Here is a 17,501-nt window from a genome sequence, read left to right as displayed (position 1 = left end):
CCATGCAAACTCGTGACGACATTTTCAACACCCTGCGCGATGCCTTGGTCGAGCTTTTCGAGCTGGACCCTGAGCGTGTGAGCCTGGAATCCAACCTGTATCAGGACCTGGAAATCGACAGCATCGACGCGGTCGACCTGATTGATCACATCAAACGTCAGACCGGCAAGAAAATCGCCGCCGAAGAATTCAAATCGGTGCGTACCGTCAGTGACGTGGTCGAGGCGGTCTACCGTCTGGTTCAACCGGCCGCATGAATCGACTGATTGGCCTCGGCCTGCTGCTGGCGGGCCTTTTGTATCCCTTTGCGGTGTATTTCGGCATGGAGCATTTCGCCCCGTGGCAGTTCGGGATGCTGCTGGGCGCACTGTGGCTGGGCCGGGCGCTGACCGGCAAGCGACGGCCTGGCAGCCGGTGGATGGCCACGGTGGCCATTATGTTCTGCCTGTTGCTGGCACTGTTCGACAGCCCGGCGCTGTTGCGCTGGTATCCGGTGCTGATCAGCAGTTTCATGCTGGCGCTGTTCGGATCGAGCCTGATATTCGGCCCACCGATCGTTGAACGCCTGGCCCGGGTACGCGAGCCGCATTTGCCCGCCAAGGGTATTCGCTACACCCGTCAGGTAACCATCGCCTGGAGCGTTTTTTTTCTATGCAACGGTTTGTGTGCCGCCGCCCTGACACTCTGGGCGCCGCTGAGCTGGTGGACGCTGTACACCGGGCTGATTTCCTACGGATTGATAGGCCTGATGTTTGCCATTGAATGGCTCATACGACAAAGGGTACGAGGCCGCCCATGAATTGGATAAAACTTGAGCACCTGCTGCTCAAGGCTCAGCCTGAGCGTGCCGTAACGACCGCCCCGGCACTGGATCACGCCCGACTGTGCGAACAGGCACTGCGCCTGGCCGCCGGCCTGCAAGCCCGGGGTGTGCGGCAGATGGCCGTGCACCTTGAGGATGCCGCCGACCTGGCGATTGCCCTCTTCGGCGCCTGGCGTGCCGGGGTCAGTGTGCTGCTGCCGTCCGACCTGCAACCCCAGACCCGCCAACGCTGGTCAGGTGAAGTCGATCTGTGGCTGAGCGATCAGCCCGACGATGCGCACCTTGGCGACCTACAACAGCAGCCACTGAGTGCCGCCGCCCTGGACCTGGATAACTGCCGACTCAGCCTGTGCACCTCCGGCTCGAGTGGCGAACCCAAGCGCATCGAAAAGAACCTGCGCCAACTGGCCAATGAAGTCGAAGCCCTGGAACAGCTGTGGGGCGCCGACCTGGGCCCGGCATGCATCATTGGCAGCGTCGCCACCCAGCACATCTACGGCCTGCTGTTCCGGGTGCTGTGGCCGCTATGCGCCGGGCGCCCGTTCGTACGTCGGCAGTTGGCCTTTCCGGAAGACCTGCAACGCGCCAGCCGCGAGCACCCGGCCTTCGCCTGGGTGGCCAGCCCGGCGCTGCTCAAGCGCATGGGCGACAACCTCGACTGGCCTGCCTTGAGTTCCGTACGCCGGGTGTTTTCCTCCGGCGGCGCATTGCCGGTCGAGGCTGCACAGAGCCTGCATGAGCGTCTGGGGCAATGGCCAACGGAGATCTTCGGCAGTTCGGAAACCGGTGGAATCGCCTGGCGTCAGGGCGCGGAACTCTGGCAGCCCTTTGCCGGTGTCACGCTGACCCAGGACAGTGACGGTGCACTGCTGATCGCTTCGCCGTATTTGCCCCATGGCCATGTCGAACACACGGCCGATGCCGTGCGTATCTCTGTCGACGGTCGTTTCGAATTGCTTGGGCGACTGGACCGGATCGTCAAGCTGGAAGAAAAACGCATCTCGCTGCCGATGCTGGAACAAGCGCTGACGGCCCATGAATGGGTCATCGAAGCGCGGCTCGGTGTCGTTCAGGAAAACCGCGCCTCCCTGGGGGCATTGCTGGTGCTGAGCGATGCCGGTCTGCATGTGCTGCGCAATCAGGGGCGACGCAGCCTCACCGAGCAATTGCGCCAGCACCTGAGCCAACACTGCGAAGCCCTGGCCCTGCCAAGACGCTGGCGCCTGCTGCGCCAACTGCCGCTGAACGCTCAGGGCAAACTGCCCCAGGCCGACGTCGACGCCCTGCTGTTGGCGCCGCGCCCCAAGGCGCCCGAAGTGCTGGAACAAACCGAAAGCGATGGCGAGTGGAGCCTGCAACTGGCGGTGCCACCGGACCTGGCCTATTTCAGCGGACACTTCCCCACGGCGCCGGTGTTGCCTGGCGTGGTGCAGGTGGACTGGGCGCTGTGCCTGGGCCAGCAACTGATGAACCTGCCGAAAAAATTCGCCGGCATGGAAGTCTTGAAGTTCCAGCAACTGGTGCGCCCGGGGGATGAGATCCAGCTGCACCTGCGCTTCGACCCGGCGCGCGGCAAATTGTATTTCACCTATCGCGACGAAACCGCCACCTGCTCCAGCGGGCGGATCTTGCTGGAGGCGGCGCATGCATAGCCCCTGCGCCATCGTCCCGGTGTATAACCACGAAACAGCCATTACCACGGTAGTCGATGCGCTGATCGCCAGCCATCTGCCGTGCATCCTGGTGGACGATGCCAGCAGCCCGCGTTGCGCCCGGGTGCTGGATCGCCTGGCCCAGCGTGAAATGGTTTACCTGATCCGCCTGGCCGAAAACCAGGGCAAGGGTGGCGCGGTCATGACCGGTTTGCGCGAAGCTTCGCGCCTGGGTTTCAGCCATGCCTTACAGGTGGATGCCGATGGCCAGCACGATTTGCAGGACGTCCAACGCTTCATCGAACAGTCACGCCGCTACCCACGAGCGTTGATTTGCGGTTATCCGCAATATGACGCCAGCGTGCCGAAAGGCCGTTTGTATGCACGCTACCTGACTCACGTCATGGTCTGGATCAACACCCTGTCATTGCAGATTCGCGACTCCATGTGCGGTTTCCGGGTCTACCCTTTGGCACCGGTCCTGGCGTTGATCGAGTCAGCAAAAATCGGCAAGCGCATGGACTTCGACTCGGACATCCTGGTGCGCCTTTCCTGGCGCAATCAGCCGATGTTATGGCTGCAAACCAAGGTCCATTACCCGCTGGACGGCGTTTCGCACTTTCGGATGTTCCACGACAACGTCCTGATTTCCAGCATGCACACGCGGCTGTTCTTCGGCATGTTGCTGCGTGCGCCAGTGATCCTCTGGCGACGGTGGCGGGCATGAGTGCAGACAAGCAACACTGGGCCGACCGCAAAGAACGGGGCAGTTTCTGGCTGATGAAGCTCACTGCGTTCGGCGCCAAAGTGCTGGGCCGTCGAGTACTGAGCCCAGTGTTGTACGGCATCGTCCTGTACTTTTTCCTGTTCGGTCGCAGCGCCCGACACAGTGCCTGGCAATACCAGCAACGACTGGCCGACTGGAGCGGTCGCAGCGAATTGCGCCCGAGCCATTGGCGGGTGTTCGGCCAGTTCATGGCTTTCGCCGATTCGATGCTCGACAAACTCGACGTATGGAACGGCAAGCTGAGCATCGAACAAATCGAAATCATCGACCCGGCGCTGCTGCGTGACCAGCTGCGCGGTGCCCGCGGGCAGATGCTGGTGGGCGCACACCTGGGCAATCTGGAAGTCTGCCGCGCACTGGCGGAGATCGGCGAAAAGGTCACGATGAACGTGCTGGTGCACACCAAGCACGCCGAACAGTTCAACCGTTTACTGGGTGAAGCCGGGGCGACCAACTTGCGCTTGATCCAGGTCAGCGAACTGGACCCCGGGATCATGCTGCAACTGAGCGAGCGCCTGGAGCGTGGCGAGTGGCTGGCGATCGCCGGCGACCGCGTGCCGCTGCATGGCGGACGCTGCGCGACCGTGGACTTCCTCGGTCATCCGGCCAGGTTCCCCCAGGGCCCGTGGCTGCTGGCCGGCCTGCTGAAATGTCCGGTCAACCTGCTGCTGTGCCTGAAAAAGCCCGACGGTGACTATCGACTGACCATCGAGCCGTTCGCTGAGGCAATCACCTGGAAACGTACTGACCGCGAACAGGTCATTCATCAGTGGGCCTCCCGCTACGCCGAACGCTTGGGTCACTATTGCCTTGAAGCGCCCCAACAATGGTTCAACTTTTACCCTTTCTGGAAGACCGATGACGACGCCAACGCTTGAGCCGGTAACCTTCGGCGAACGCCCTTTGCGCATAGAAGATGTGCTGGCACTGGCCAACCGCAAAGTGCCGACGCTGTTGCAAAGCGATCCCGCCTACCGCGAGCGCATCGCCAAGGGCGCGCGTTTTCTGGACTCTCTGCTGGACAAGGAAGGCGTGATCTACGGCGTGACCACCGGTTACGGCGACTCTTGCGTGGTCGCGGTGCCGCTGCATCACGTCGAGGCGCTGCCCCGTCACCTGTACACCTTCCACGGCTGTGGCCTGGGCAAACTGCTCGACGCCCAGGCCACCCGCGCGGTACTGGCGGCGCGTTTGCAGTCGTTGTGCCACGGTGTTTCCGGAGTGCGAGTGGAGCTGCTGGAGCGCCTGCAGGCGTTCCTTGAACACGACATCCTGCCGCTGATTCCAGAGGAAGGCTCGGTGGGCGCCAGTGGTGACCTGACGCCGCTTTCGTACGTGGCCGCCACGCTGTCCGGTGAACGCGAGGTGATGTTCCGCGGCGAGCGCCGGCAAGCTGCCGATGTGCACCGCGAACTCGGCTGGCAGCCACTGGTGTTGCGTCCGAAAGAAGCCTTGGCGCTGATGAACGGCACCGCTGTGATGACCGGGCTGGCCTGCCTGGCGTACGCCCGCGCCGATTACCTGCTGCACCTGGCCACGCGCATTACCGCGCTGAACGTGGTCGCCCTGCAAGGCAACCCGGAGCACTTCGACGAGCGCCTGTTCGCCGCCAAGCCACACCCGGGGCAGATGCAGGTCGCCGCATGGTTGCGCGAGGATCTGGCCATCGACGCGCCCACCGCGCCCTTGCATCGTCTGCAAGATCGCTACTCCCTGCGTTGCGCCCCCCATGTGCTGGGCGTACTGGCCGACAGCCTGAACTGGCTGCGCTCATTCATCGAGATCGAGCTCAACAGTGCTAACGACAACCCGATCATCGACGCCGAGGCCGAGCGAGTGCTGCATGGTGGGCACTTCTACGGAGGCCACATCGCCTTCGCCATGGACAGCCTGAAAAACCTCGTGGCCAACGTCGCCGACCTGTTGGATCGACAACTCGCGCTGCTGGTGGACGAGCGCTACAACCATGGCTTGCCGAGCAACCTGTCGGGTGCCACTGCCGACCGCGCCATGCTCAACCACGGCTTCAAGGCGGTGCAGATCGGCACCAGCGCCTGGACTGCCGAAGCCCTGAAGAACACCATGCCGGCCAGCGTCTTCTCGCGCTCCACCGAATGCCACAACCAGGACAAAGTGAGCATGGGCACCATCGCCGCCCGGGATGCGATCCGCGTGCTGGAACTCACCGAACAAGTGGCGGCCGCCACGCTGCTGGCGGCCAATCAGGGCGTCTGGCTGCGCGGCCAGGCCGAAGATGCACGCCCCCTGCCACCCGCTTTGGCTACCATGCACGAAGCCTTGGCCAAGGACTTCCCACCGGTCATCGAAGACCGCGCGCTGGAAGGCGAATTGCGCCTGTGCCTGCAACGCATCGCCGAACAACACTGGAGGCTGCATGCGTAGCAAGGGATTTCTCTACACCGACACGGAAATCGTCGTACCGTTCTTTGACGTCGACAGCATGCACGTGGTCTGGCACGGCCATTACGTCAAATACCTGGAGGTGGCCCGCTGTGCGCTGCTGGACAAGATCGGCCACAACTACACGGCGATGAACGAATCCGGCTATGCCTGGCCGGTGATCGACCTGCAATTGCGCTACGTGCGCGGCGCGGTGTTCGGCCAGACGCTCAACGTGCGCGCCAACCTGGTGGAGTGGGAGAACCGCTTGAAGATCAACTACCTGATCAGCGACCTGCAAACCGGTGAGCGCCTGACCCGAGCCATGTCGGTACAGGTGGCCGTCGACATCGCCAGCCGCGAGATGCAACTGGCCTCGCCGACAGTGTTCACCGACGCGGTTGAGAGGGTACTGGGATGATCGATATTTCCCTTGAGACCAGCCGCCCCGCCTGTGGCGAGCGAGCTTGCTCGCGCTCGAGTGCGCAGCACTCGCAACCCCGCCGAGGTTTGCTGACGTATTGGGGCCGCTACGCAGCCCAGCGCGAGCAAGCTCGCTCGCCACGTTTCTCAGTGTTCAAATTCCTCAGTGTTTTGGCGTTACTCGGGGTGTCGTCGATGGCCAGCGCCTTCGACCTGCAACAACTCAGCGATCAACTGGCCAGGCCCGAGGTGATCCACGGCAGTTTCATCCAGGAAAAACACCTGCGCGCCCTGCCCCAGCCGCTGACCAGCAAGGGCACGTTCGTGCTGGCCAAAAACCACGGCTTGTTGTGGCTGCTGAAAACGCCACTGCAACAGGACTATCGCATCACCGCCAAAGGCATTGCCCGGCGCGACGGCATTGTCTGGCAAATGCTGCCGGGCAAAAGCGCCGGTGCCGAGCAGAACCGTTTGTTCCTCGCCGTTCTGCAAGGCGACAGCAGTGGCCTGCAACGGGATTTCGAACTGTCCCTGAGCGGCGATGCGCAGAACTGGAAACTCACGCTGCTGCCGCGCTCGATGCTGCTCAAGCAGGTGTTCAACCAGATCAACATTACCGGCGCAGAACTGGTGCACAGCATCGAACTGCTCGAGACCCAGGGCGACAGTACGTTATTGCGCATGCAGGACAGTACCAGCAGCCAGCCGTTGAGCGACGCGGAGCAGCATGACTTTGCCGAGTGAACGGTGGTTGCCACGGTTGTTCCTGATCCTGCTGCTGGCAGTACTGGCGCTCGCCGGTTGGCAATGGCGTGACGCCGCGCCGCTGTCGGCCAACCTGATGGACCTGGTGCCCGGTACGGCGCCCGACGCTCTGGAACTGCGCGCCGAACAACGCATGCAAGAGCCGCTGAACCGCGAAATGCTGGTGCTGGTCGGCCACAGTGATCGCCAGCAGGCCGTCGCCATGGCGCAGACACTCGGCGAGCAATGGCAGGCCAGCGGCTTGTTCGAAAAGGTCCAGTGGACCCTGCAAGCCGACTTGCCGGCGTTGCGCACACAATTGCTGCAAGGTCGCCTGGCGATGCTCCAGGCGGCGGACCGGCAACTGCTGATCGAGCACCCCGACACCTTTATCCAGCAACGGGTGCAAGCGTTGTTCGACCCGTTCAACGGGTACAGCCTGGTGCCAAGCCAGGACGACTGGCTGGGCCTGACCGGGCGCATCCAGAACAGCCAGCCGCAACGTGGTTCGGTGCAACTGGACATCGGCAGCGGCGCCCTGGTCGCCGATGCCGATGGCAAGAGCTGGGTGCTGCTGCGCGCGCGCACCACCGGCAACGCCTTCGACATGAACCTGCCGCTGCAGGTGGCCGACCTGCTTGAACACAGCCGCGAGGAAGCCGCCCGGCACGACGTGCAACTGCTCGCCGCCAGCGGCCTGTTGTACGCCGCCAGCGGTCAACGACAGGCCGCCCGGGAGATGACCTGGGTCGGTGGCGGTGCCACCGTGGGGATTTTGTTGCTGCTGCTGTTGGCCTTCCGGCGCTGGCGCGTCTTGCTGGCGTTCGTGCCGGTGCTGGTGGGCATGCTCTTCGGTGCGGTGGCCTGCGTTGCGTTGTTCGGCCATATGCATGTGATGACCCTGGTACTGGGCTCAAGCCTGATCGGTGTCGCCGTCGACTACCCGCTGCATTACCTGTCCAAGAGCTGGAGCCTGAAACCCTGGCACAGCTGGCCGGCCCTGCGCCTGACCCTGCCCGGGCTGACCCTGAGCCTGATCACCAGCGGCATCGGCTATCTGGCCCTGGCCTGGACACCCTTCCCGGCGCTGACCCAGATTGCCGCCTTCTCTGCCGCCGGTTTGCTCGGCGCCTATTTATCCGCCGTGTGCCTGCTGCCGGCATTGCTCAAGGGCGTAGACCTGCGCCCGGCGCAATGGCCATTGCGCGTTTGCGAGTTTTTGCTGGGCTGTCGTGAAGCACTGCTCAAACACCTGAAAACGCCAGCCTTGCTGGCACTGCTGATCGCTTTTTGCGTGGGTGGCCTGCTGCAACTGGACAGCAAAAACGACATTCGTCAGTGGATCAGCGCGCCGCAACAATTGACCGACGAAGCCCAGGCTATTGCCCGGATCACCGGCTATCAACCCACCAGCCAGTTCTTCCTGATACGCGCCGCCGATCAGCAGCAGTTGCTCGAACGCCAGACCGACCTGAGAGAGCGGCTGGATCAATTGATTGGCCTGGAAAAGCTCCAGGGCTATCTGTCGCTCAATCAACTGGTCAGCCCGCCGAACGAACAGCAACAGGTGCGCGAAACGCTGAACAAACTGCCTTCTTTCTGGCAACCCTTGCTCGACATCGGCGTACCGGCCGAGGCGCTGCAAGCCGAGCTGACGAAGCTACAGGCACTGCCGACCGTGGACATCGACGCAGCGCTCAGCGGCCCGTTGGCGGAACCCTACCGGCCCTTGTGGCTGGGGCCGACCGATGACGGCGTGGCGGCGATGGTCAGCCTGCAAGGCATCAACAACCCGGCCCTGCTGCGGCTCCAGGGCGAGGACTTGCCCGGCGTGACACTGGTGGATCGACTGGGTGAGTTGAACAACGTCTTCGCGGCCACCCAAATCAGTGCCGCTGAACTGAAGCTCGCCTCCTGCGTGCTGATCGTGCTGGTGCTGATCCTGCCATTCGGCTTCGGCGGCGCGTTGCGAATCGTGTCCCTGCCCCTGCTGGCGGCGTTGTGCAGCCTGGCCAGTCTCGGCTGGCTGGGGCAGCCGCTGACCCTGTTCAGCCTGTTCGGCCTGCTGCTGGTGACGGCGATCAGCGTCGATTACGCGATCCTGATGCGCGAACAGGTCGGCGGCGCAGCCGTGAGCCTGCTGGGCACCCTGCTGGCGGCGTTGACCACCTGGCTATCGTTCGGCCTGCTGGCGGTGTCGAGCACCCCGGCGGTGAGCAACTTCGGGCTGTCGGTGAGCCTGGGCCTGATCTTCAGCTTCCTGCTCGCGCCGTGGGCCGGTCGCCAGGTGCATGAACCCACGGCCATGGAGCGGGCAATATGATGGTCGTTCTGTTCTGGGCGATGGCGTTGGTGTTGTTCGCCCTGGCGACCCGTGCCGGCCGGCATTTCGGCCTGATTCCCATCGTCAGCCAATTGTTGCTGGCGACCCTCGGCCTGCCGCTGTTGATGTATTTCTGGATCGAGCCCCAATGGCAATTGAGCGGTGCGCTGCTGGTGTCGCCGGGCTGGCTGAAGAACCTCTACAGCCTGAGCTTTGCCCTGTTGCTGGGCTACATCCTCAGCGATGTGATCGACCTGCAACTGGATCGCCAAAGCCTGAAAATCGCCCTTCCCAGCTTTTGCATTCCGTTTGCCTGCGGCCTGGCCACGGCGGTCTGGTTGTTGCCGGCACAACCGTGGATCAGCTCGCTGGCCGTCGGCCTGTTGTTCGCCATCACCGCGATTCCGGTGCTGTACCTGTACCTGCGGCACATCGATTACCCACCCGCCGCCACCCGACGTCTGGTGCAAACCGCGATCCTCATCGACCTCGCCTGCTGGACGCTGTTCGGCATCGCCCAGGGCAGCCTGCACCTGAGCAGCCTGTTGCTGCCGTTGGCCGGCGCGTGCCTGCCGGTGCTGCTGCGGTTGCTCGGTTTGCGCCAGACATGGCTTTACAGCCTGAGCTTTTTCGCCCTGCTGGTCGTCGCCGAACACTTCAAGCTCAATGCGCTGATTTTCGGCATCGGCTATGTGTTGATCATGGCCGCGCTGAAAGCCCCACTGGTCCTGCCACTGCCAGCCGTGTGGATGGGCCGCTTGCAGACGTACATCGCCATCCCGCTGATCCTTACGTTCGGCATTGTGCAGATCAATGTGCACAGCGCGATGGACAGCCTCGGTTGGGTGCAACTGCTCGCCCTGCTGCTGTTGCCGATGCTGAGCAAACTGCTGGGCAACTGGCTCGGCCTCGGCTGGGCCGGGGCCTCGTTCCAGGGCGCCAGCCGCTGGCGGGAAAGTGTGCTGCTGAACATCCGCGGCTTGAGCGAGATCGTTTTTCTCAACCTGCTGCTGCAACAACAACTCATCAGCCCGCCGCTGTACTTTGCCCTGATGCTGATGGGCCTGATCGCTACACTGCTGCCAGCCCTGACCGGCATGCACCGAATTCCCCTGAAAGCCGCTGTCCCCGCAAGGAGCCCCCATGCCAACCGTTGAAATGGAATGTCGCCAGGTCGTGGTCATCGGCGCCGGTCCATCCGGCGCCATCGCCGCCGCGTTGCTCAAGCGCAAGGGACACGATGTGCTGGTGATCGAGCGCCAGCATTTTCCACGGTTTTCCATCGGTGAAAGCCTATTGGCCCATTGCCTTGATTTCGTCGAAGAGGCGGGCATGCTCGACGCCGTCAACGCCGCCGGCTTCCAGCTGAAAACCGGTGCCGCGTTTGCCTGGGGCGAGCGCTACAGCGCGTTCGATTTCGGCGAGACGTTCAGCCACGGCAAATCGACGACATATCAGGTCCTGCGTGCCGATTTCGATAAGCTGCTGGCCGATCAGGCTACGTTGCAAGGCGTGGAGATCCGCTATGGCGAAACCATCGTCGACGTCAACATTACCCCCGAAAAACCGCAGCTCGGCGTGCGCCGCGAAGACGGTAGCGAGTACCGCGTCGAGGCCGGTTTCCTGCTCGATGCCAGTGGCTACGGTCGCGTACTGCCGCGCTTGCTCGACCTCGAGGCGCCGTCGAACTTCCCGGTGCGTCAGGCCGTGTTCACTCACGTCGAAGACCGTATCGACCTCCCGACCTTCGATCGCAGCAAGATCCTGGTGACCACTCACCCGACCCTGCGCGACGTATGGTTCTGGACCATCCCGTTCAGTAACGGGCGTTGCTCGGTCGGCGTGGTCGCCGCCGAGGAACGTTTCGCCGGCCGCAGCGATAATCTGGACGAGTGCCTGCGCAGCTTTATTGCCGAGACGCCAAGCCTGGCCAGCGTGTTGCAAAATGCGCAGTGGGACACCGAGGCCCGAACCATCGGCGGATACTCGGCCAACGTCAAAACCCTGCACGGTCCGGGCTTCGCGCTGCTGGGCAATGCCGCGGAATTCCTCGACCCGGTGTTTTCCTCCGGCGTGACCATCGCCATGCGTTCGGCGAGCATGGCCGCCGGGGTTTTGCACCGTCAGCTGCAAGGCGAAGCCGTCGACTGGCAAACCGAGTTCGCCGAACCGCTCAAGCGCGGCGTCGACACGTTCCGCTGCTACGTCGAAGGCTGGTACGCGGGGACCTTCCAGGATGTGATCTTCCATGAGGGCAGTTCGCCGGAAATCCGCAGGATGATCAGCTCCATACTTGCCGGATATGCCTGGGATCAAAGCAACCCGTTCGTCAGCGAAGCCAGGCGCCGGTTGAAGGTGATATCAGAATTCTGTGCAAGGGATGCGTCATGAACCACTCGTGTGTGCAAGCCAGCCCCCTTTGGCCAACGGGAAGACCCTCTGGTCAATGTGATGGCGCGCAAAAACCTTTTGAAGGAACTGTGTGATGTTGATTAGCCGTCGCTTGAACTGCACAGGGGTAGCCAGTGCATTGCGATTGCTGTTAATCGCCGCAACCCTGCTTTTGAGCGCCTGCGCCGGCCGGGCGCCGCTGCCCGTGCACAATCCGGATCTGCCGCTGCCGCTGCAATTGCACATCCAGCGCGGGCAGGCCGACGAACGCGAGGACTGGGTGCTGGTGATCCAGCGTGAAGAGGCGGGTATCCGCTGGTCGATGATGGACCTGTTGGGCATTCCCCAGGCCCGCCAGAAATTGGTCGATAAAACCTGGGAGTCCGATGGTTTATTACCGCCCAACCCGCGAGCCCGGGAGCTGTTCGCGGCGCTGCTGTTTGCGCTGACGCCGCAAGATGAACTGGCGGCCAACTATCCCGGCGCCTGGCAGCACGGCAGGCAACGGTACCTGCCCGAGCGCTGGGACATCCACTACGTACAACCGCAGAATTTTGAATTGAAGCTACCGCGTGGTCCGGCCTATCAAGTCACCCCCCTGAGCGGTGAAACGCCATGACGGCTTACCTCAATGCCCTCGGATTGGTCTGCGCGCTGGGCCGCGACAAGCAGGAAGTTGCCCGCAACCTGTTTGCCGGCGACTGCGGCGGCATGCGCGAACAAACCGGTTGGGTGCCACAACGCACGCTGCCGGTCGGTGCGGTCCAGGGCAAACTGGCAAGCATTCCAGCCGATATGTCGCGCCATCACAGTCGCAACAATCAGTTATTGCTGGAAGCCACGCTGCAAATCCGCCCGGACATCGACAGCGCGATCCAGACCTACGGCCGCGACCGCATCGGTGTGGTGCTGGGCACCAGCACCTCGGGCATCGACGAGGCCAGCCAGAGCCTGGCGCATTACCTGCGCGAAAAACAGTTCCCTGCCGAGTACGACTATCAGCAACAGGAACTCGGGGCACCGGCGGACTTCCTCGCCGAGTGGCTGCAGTTGAGCGGGCCGGCCTATGTCATTTCCACGGCCTGCACCTCCAGCGCCCGGGCCTTGATGAGCGCCCAGCGCCTGTTGGACCTGGGCATTTGCGACGCGGTGCTGTGTGGCGGCGTCGACACCTTGTGCAAGCTGACCCTCAACGGTTTTTCGGCGCTCGAAGCGGTCTCGGAACAACGCTGCAATCCGTTTTCGGTGAACCGCAACGGCATCAACATTGGTGAAGCGGCGGTGCTGTTCCTGATGACCAGGCGTGCAGGCGACAGCCAGCCGATTGCCTTGCTCGGCAGCGGCGCCAGTTCCGATGCGCATCACATATCCGCCCCGGAGCCGACTGGTCGTGGCGCCCTGCAAGCGATGCGCAAAGCCCTGGGCCGCGCCAACCTGCAACCAGAGCAGATCGCTTATCTGAACCTGCACGGCACCGCCACCCAGCACAACGACGCCATGGAAAGCCAGGCCGTGGCGACGCTGTTCCCGGCCGGCGTGCCCTGTTCGTCGAGCAAACCCATGACCGGCCACACCCTCGGTGCCGCCGGGGCGCTGGAAGCGGCGTTCTGCTGGTTGAGCCTGAGCCCGGACAATCGAGAGCATGCCCTGCCGCCACACGTCTGGGACGGACAGCCCGACCCCGAATTGCCGCCGCTGCAATGGGTGACCCCGGCCACGCGCCTGACGTCCATTGCACCTCGCTACCTGATGAGCAATTCCTTTGCCTTCGGTGGCAACAACGTCAGCCTGATTATCGGAGACGCCCCATGATTGACTGGCCGATCGCTGAATTGCTGCCCCACGCTGGCGACATGATCCTGATCGACCGGATCCTGGCGTTCGATGAAGAACAGATTCACACGCGCCTGACCGTCAAGCCCGATGGCCTGTTCAATCTCCCCGACGGCAGCCTGCCGGCCTGGGTCGGCATCGAACTGATGGCCCAGAGCGTGGCCGCCTTCGCCGGTTGCCATGCGCGCCAGCGCGGTGATGAGGTGGAATTGGGCTTCCTGCTCGGCAGCCGCAAATTCGAATGCAACGTCGAAAGTTTTCCGGCCGGTACCGAGTTGACCATCCACGGTATTCGCTCCCTGGAAGACGATAACGGCATGGGCGTGTTCGAATGCCACATCAACGCCCCCGGCATTCACGTTACCGCCCGTCTGAACGTGTACCGCCCACCCCAGGCCGCTCAATATCTCCATGAACCCGAAGGAGTCCAGTGATGACTGAATCCGTACTGGTCACCGGTTCCAGCCGTGGCATCGGCCGCGCCATCGCCTTGCGCCTGGCCCAGGCCGGGCACGACATCGTGTTGCATTGCCGCAGCGGCCTGGCCGACGCCGAAGCCATCAAGGCCGAAGTCGAGGCCCTGGGCCGTCGTGCGCGCATCCTGCAGTTCGACGTGTCCGACCGCGCCCGTTGCAAGGAAGTTCTCGAAGCCGACGTGGAAACCCACGGTGCCTATTACGGTGTGGTGCTTAATGCCGGGCTGACCCGCGACGGGGCCTTTCCGGCCCTGAGCGAGGAGGATTGGGATGTGGTGATGCGCACCAACCTCGACGGTTTCTACAATGTGCTGCACCCGGTGATGATGCCGATGATCCGTCGTCGCGCCGCCGGGCGGATTGTCTGCATCACTTCGGTGTCGGGGCTGATCGGCAACCGTGGCCAGGTCAACTACAGTGCCTCCAAGGCCGGGTTGATCGGCGCGGCCAAGGCATTGGCGATCGAGCTGGGCAAGCGCAAAATCACCGTTAACTGTGTCGCACCCGGCCTGATCGACACAGCCATGCTCGACGAGAACGTGCCGGTGGAAGAACTGATGAAAATGATCCCCGCACAACGCATGGGCACCCCTGAAGAGGTGGCCGGCGCGGTGAATTTCCTGATGTCGGCGGAAGCCTCGTACATCACCCGGCAGGTTCTGGCCGTCAACGGAGGCCTGTGCTGATGAAGCGCGTCGTCGTCACCGGCATGGCCGGCATCACCTCACTGGGCAGCGACTGGGAGACCATCGCCGGCAACTTCGCGGCCAACCGCAGCGGCATCCGCCGGATGGACGAGTGGGATCGTTTTACCGAACTCAACACGCGCCTGGCTGGCCCCATCGATGACTTCAAGGTGCCGAGCCACTGGACCCGCAAGCAACTGCGCAGCATGGGCCGGGTTTCGCGGCTGGCCGTCGGCGCGTCGGAACTGGCACTGGCCGACGCCGGATTATTGGGTGACGAATCGATCAAGGACGGGCGCATGGGCGTCGCCTGCGGCTCCTCCACCGGCAGCACCGACGAGATCAAGGCGTTCGGCAACATGCTGCTCAACTCAGTGGCCGAGGGCCTGAACGCCAACTCCTACGTGCGCATGATGCCGCACACCACGGCAGCCAATATCAGCATCTTTTTCGGCCTCACCGGTCGCCTGATTCCCACCTCCAGCGCCTGCACCAGCGGCAGCCAGGGCATCGGCTATGCCTACGAGGCCATCAAGTTCGGGCGCCTGCCACTGATGCTCGCCGGGGGCGCCGAGGAACTGTGCCCGACCGAAGCCATGGTCTTCGACGCGCTCTACGCCACCAGCCTGAAAAACGACACCCCGCAACGCAGCCCGCGCCCTTACGACACCGCACGCGACGGCCTGGTGATCGGCGAAGGCGGCGGCATGCTGGTGCTCGAAGAACTGGAACACGCCCTGGCCCGTGGTGCGCGCATCCATGCCGAGATCGTCGGTTTCGGCAGCAACGCCGACGGCCAGCACACCACCCGTCCCGAACAAGTCACCATGCGCCGGGCCATGGAACTGGCCCTGGAAGACGCCGGGTTGAAACCGTCGGACATCGGCTACGTCAACGGCCACGGCACCGCCACCGAACAGGGCGACATCGCCGAAACCCTGGCCACCAGCAGCCTGTTCGGCGAACACATGCCGATCAGCTCGCAGAAAAGCTTCCTCGGCCACACCCTTGGCGCCTGTGGTGCGCTGGAGTCCTGGTTCAGCATTGAAATGATGAACCGCGATCTCTACGCCCACACCTTCAACCTCGACGAAGTCGACCCGCATTGCGGCAAGCTCGACTACCTGCGCGGCGAGTTTCGGCAGATGAGCAATCAGTATGTGATGAACAATAATTTTGCGTTTGGCGGGGTGAATACTTCGCTGATTTTCAAGCGCTGGCCGTAATCAATGTCAAAAGATCGCAGCCTTCGGCAGCTCCTACAAGGAACCCGTAGGAGCTGCCGAAGGCTGCGATCTTGTTGATGTGCGATGTAGCTATCAGGGCGAATCGAGGTTATCCAACACCCGATTCACCGCCAGTTCCCCCAGCATGATCGACTGCTGAATGCCCAGCAGGGCGTTGCTTTGCGCTCCGTTCAGACTCCTCGCGAAGTCGCTCGCCATGGCATTGGCTGATGCCAGTGACACACATGCGTACTCCAGCAGAGTGTGGTTGTCGACTTCAGGAGCGACGAGGAAGATTTTGCTGGGTTGGCGTGAGGTATCCGGATCGGTGTCCGACCGGTTTTTTGCTTTGTTGGTCATGATTCAGTGCCCAGAAAAGAGGAGCCGACACCGAATCGCTACTGATCAAAAGGGTGGCAGCTGTACGCAGGTTAGCAGACCGGGCCACGATGAAACCGGCGCGCCCGAAGGCGCCCTGCGCACAGCTACCGTCAAAAGCAGGTATGGATATACCTGCCTATCAGGAGCGCAAATGCGCTTCATCGTGGACACGGGCTGCTAAACCCGATCACTGACCATCAGTGACACGAATCAAGTTAGCGATGGCCCTCAAAGCGCACAAGCCGGCGGATTCTGGAGTAGTTGCAGGCAACGTCGCAAGGCGCTGTAGCCTTTGCGAAGGATTTCGGAAATGTCCCACGGCGGGTGGTGAAGCTTCCGGCAGGACTGATGCTTCTTGCTCCATACAGCTAGTCTTTTTGGTGTTCTCTCGGACGCCATCGCGAGCAAGCTCGCGATTGACTCGGGCCGCGTTCGGACGCAGCAGTCACGCCTCTAACGGCTCGACCTTCCTGGTCAACAACTCCACAAACGCCCGCGCCATCGCCGACTTCTGATCCTTGCGCTGCACCAGCCAAACTGCTGACACCGCCGCCGGATCGAGCAGCGGGCGATAGACCACACCGTCAATACGCATCCGCTGATAAGACGCCGGCAGCACCGACACACCGAGCCCCGCTGCAACCAGCCCGATGATGGTCATCGCCTCGCCGGCCTCCTGGGCGAAGTGCGGGCTGAAGCCGGAGTCCCGCGCCAGGCTGAGCAGCTGTGCGTAGAGGCCACTGCCATAGCTGCGCGGAAAAAACACAAAGGGCTCAAGCGCCAGGGCTGACAGGAACAAGCCCTCCTCGCTGCCCTCTACCAACGGGTGCTTGGAGCTGAGTACCGCGACCAGCGGCTCGCGCATCAATTCGACCACGCTAAGGCAGTCCGGCAGCCCGAGCGGGCGCATGATGCCGACTTCAATCGACTCGTCCACCAGCGCATCGGCCACCTGGGTGCTGCTCATTTCCCGCAGGTTCAGGTGCACCGCCGGGAAGCGCTGGCGGAAAGAGAAAATCGCCTGGGGAATGGTCGAGTTGAAGGGGGCCGACGAGGTGAAGCCGATTTTCAGCTCACCCAACTCGCCCAGTTGCGCTCGTCGCGCGACATCCGCCGCTTTGTCGACCTGCGCCAGCACCAGCCGTGCCTCTTGCAGAAACAGCCGACCGGCCTCGCTCAGCTCGACCCGACGATTGGTACGCTCGAAAAGCCGCGCGCCGACTTCCTGCTCCAGCGCCTGAATCTGCTGGCTCAGCGGTGGCTGGGAGATGCCCAGCACCTGTGCGGCGCGGCCGAAGTGCAGTTCTTCGGCGACAGCGATGAAGTAGCGCAGATGACGCAATTCCATGGAAACCC

18 protein-coding genes are annotated in these 17,501 nt (G+C 62.9%); 16 read left to right on the top strand and 2 right to left on the bottom strand.

Annotated features, from left to right (window positions below; all coding sequences use genetic code 11):
• Nucleotides 1-2 precede the first annotated feature (2 nt).
• The 16 genes from ACM6IT_RS14900 to ACM6IT_RS14825 all read left to right on the top strand — a co-directional run bounded on the left by ACM6IT_RS14900 (nucleotide 3) and on the right by ACM6IT_RS14825 (nucleotide 15,764).
• Nucleotides 3-257, top strand: a complete 255-nt coding sequence (locus ACM6IT_RS14900; RefSeq protein ID WP_007992314.1) for an acyl carrier protein — start codon at nucleotides 3-5, stop codon at nucleotides 255-257.
• Nucleotides 254-799 carry a hypothetical protein gene (locus tag ACM6IT_RS14895; RefSeq protein ID WP_056725603.1) on the top strand — a complete coding sequence of 182 codons (546 nt, stop codon included), beginning with the start codon at nucleotides 254-256 and terminating at the stop codon, nucleotides 797-799. Before ACM6IT_RS14900 ends, ACM6IT_RS14895 begins: the two co-directional genes overlap by 4 nt.
• Nucleotides 796-2,475, top strand: coding sequence for an AMP-binding protein (locus ACM6IT_RS14890; protein ID WP_414918247.1), 1,680 nt, complete (start codon nucleotides 796-798; stop codon nucleotides 2,473-2,475). Before ACM6IT_RS14895 ends, ACM6IT_RS14890 begins: the two co-directional genes overlap by 4 nt.
• Nucleotides 2,468-3,202 (top strand): glycosyltransferase family 2 protein, encoded by a 735-nt coding sequence (locus ACM6IT_RS14885; protein ID WP_414914188.1) that lies wholly within the window; start codon nucleotides 2,468-2,470, stop codon nucleotides 3,200-3,202. The genes ACM6IT_RS14890 and ACM6IT_RS14885 overlap by 8 nt, the downstream gene beginning before the upstream one ends.
• On the top strand, nucleotides 3,199-4,140 hold the full coding sequence (locus tag ACM6IT_RS14880) for a glycosyl transferase (protein ID WP_414914187.1): 942 nt from the start codon (nucleotides 3,199-3,201) through the stop codon (nucleotides 4,138-4,140). Before ACM6IT_RS14885 ends, ACM6IT_RS14880 begins: the two co-directional genes overlap by 4 nt.
• A complete protein-coding gene (locus tag ACM6IT_RS14875; RefSeq protein WP_056725628.1) occupies nucleotides 4,121-5,665 on the top strand; it encodes an HAL/PAL/TAL family ammonia-lyase in 1,545 nt (514 codons plus the stop codon). The genes ACM6IT_RS14880 and ACM6IT_RS14875 overlap by 20 nt, the downstream gene beginning before the upstream one ends.
• Nucleotides 5,658-6,083: an acyl-CoA thioesterase gene (locus ACM6IT_RS14870; protein ID WP_056725634.1), complete on the top strand. Its 426-nt coding sequence runs from the start codon at nucleotides 5,658-5,660 to the stop codon at nucleotides 6,081-6,083. The genes ACM6IT_RS14875 and ACM6IT_RS14870 overlap by 8 nt, the downstream gene beginning before the upstream one ends.
• A 197-nt stretch (nucleotides 6,084-6,280) precedes the next feature.
• Nucleotides 6,281-6,829, top strand: a complete 549-nt coding sequence (locus tag ACM6IT_RS14865) for an outer membrane lipoprotein carrier protein LolA (RefSeq protein ID WP_414914297.1) — start codon at nucleotides 6,281-6,283, stop codon at nucleotides 6,827-6,829.
• Nucleotides 6,813-9,152: an MMPL family transporter gene (locus ACM6IT_RS14860; RefSeq protein ID WP_414918246.1), complete on the top strand. Its 2,340-nt coding sequence runs from the start codon at nucleotides 6,813-6,815 to the stop codon at nucleotides 9,150-9,152. The genes ACM6IT_RS14865 and ACM6IT_RS14860 overlap by 17 nt, the downstream gene beginning before the upstream one ends.
• Nucleotides 9,149-10,309, top strand: coding sequence for a sodium:proton antiporter (locus ACM6IT_RS14855; protein WP_414914185.1), 1,161 nt, complete (start codon nucleotides 9,149-9,151; stop codon nucleotides 10,307-10,309). Before ACM6IT_RS14860 ends, ACM6IT_RS14855 begins: the two co-directional genes overlap by 4 nt.
• A complete protein-coding gene (locus tag ACM6IT_RS14850; RefSeq protein ID WP_414914184.1) occupies nucleotides 10,296-11,543 on the top strand; it encodes an NAD(P)/FAD-dependent oxidoreductase in 1,248 nt (415 codons plus the stop codon). Before ACM6IT_RS14855 ends, ACM6IT_RS14850 begins: the two co-directional genes overlap by 14 nt.
• 94 nt (nucleotides 11,544-11,637) lie before the next feature.
• Entirely contained in the window at nucleotides 11,638-12,162 is a 525-nt protein-coding gene (locus ACM6IT_RS14845; RefSeq protein ID WP_056725644.1) for a hypothetical protein, read from the top strand.
• Nucleotides 12,159-13,355: a beta-ketoacyl-[acyl-carrier-protein] synthase family protein gene (locus ACM6IT_RS14840; RefSeq protein ID WP_414914183.1), complete on the top strand. Its 1,197-nt coding sequence runs from the start codon at nucleotides 12,159-12,161 to the stop codon at nucleotides 13,353-13,355. The genes ACM6IT_RS14845 and ACM6IT_RS14840 overlap by 4 nt, the downstream gene beginning before the upstream one ends.
• A complete protein-coding gene (locus ACM6IT_RS14835) occupies nucleotides 13,352-13,810 on the top strand; it encodes a hotdog family protein (protein WP_056725648.1) in 459 nt (152 codons plus the stop codon). The genes ACM6IT_RS14840 and ACM6IT_RS14835 overlap by 4 nt, the downstream gene beginning before the upstream one ends.
• A complete protein-coding gene (fabG, locus tag ACM6IT_RS14830) occupies nucleotides 13,810-14,538 on the top strand; it encodes a 3-oxoacyl-ACP reductase FabG (RefSeq protein ID WP_414918245.1) in 729 nt (242 codons plus the stop codon). Before ACM6IT_RS14835 ends, fabG begins: the two co-directional genes overlap by 1 nt.
• Nucleotides 14,538-15,764 (top strand): beta-ketoacyl-ACP synthase, encoded by a 1,227-nt coding sequence (locus ACM6IT_RS14825; RefSeq protein ID WP_414918244.1) that lies wholly within the window; start codon nucleotides 14,538-14,540, stop codon nucleotides 15,762-15,764. The genes fabG and ACM6IT_RS14825 overlap by 1 nt, the downstream gene beginning before the upstream one ends.
• Before the next feature lie 93 nt (nucleotides 15,765-15,857).
• Here ACM6IT_RS14825 and ACM6IT_RS14820 read toward each other — a convergent pair whose 3' ends face one another.
• Both ACM6IT_RS14820 and ACM6IT_RS14815 read right to left on the bottom strand, forming a co-directional pair.
• Nucleotides 15,858-16,124, bottom strand: a complete 267-nt coding sequence (locus tag ACM6IT_RS14820; protein ID WP_414918243.1) for a DUF6124 family protein — start codon at nucleotides 16,122-16,124, stop codon at nucleotides 15,858-15,860.
• Nucleotides 16,125-16,590: 466 nt separating this feature from the next.
• Complete coding sequence (locus ACM6IT_RS14815; RefSeq protein ID WP_150754744.1) at nucleotides 16,591-17,493, bottom strand: LysR family transcriptional regulator; 903 nt, start codon at nucleotides 17,491-17,493, stop codon at nucleotides 16,591-16,593.
• Between the last annotated feature and the right edge of the window lie 8 nt (nucleotides 17,494-17,501).

The organism is Pseudomonas sp. IT-P4 (assembly GCF_949767755.1).
GTDB lineage: Bacteria > Pseudomonadota > Gammaproteobacteria > Pseudomonadales > Pseudomonadaceae > Aquipseudomonas > Aquipseudomonas monachiensis.
Note: the sequence above shows the minus strand (reverse complement) of the source record. Positions and strands in the feature narration are given on the sequence as shown.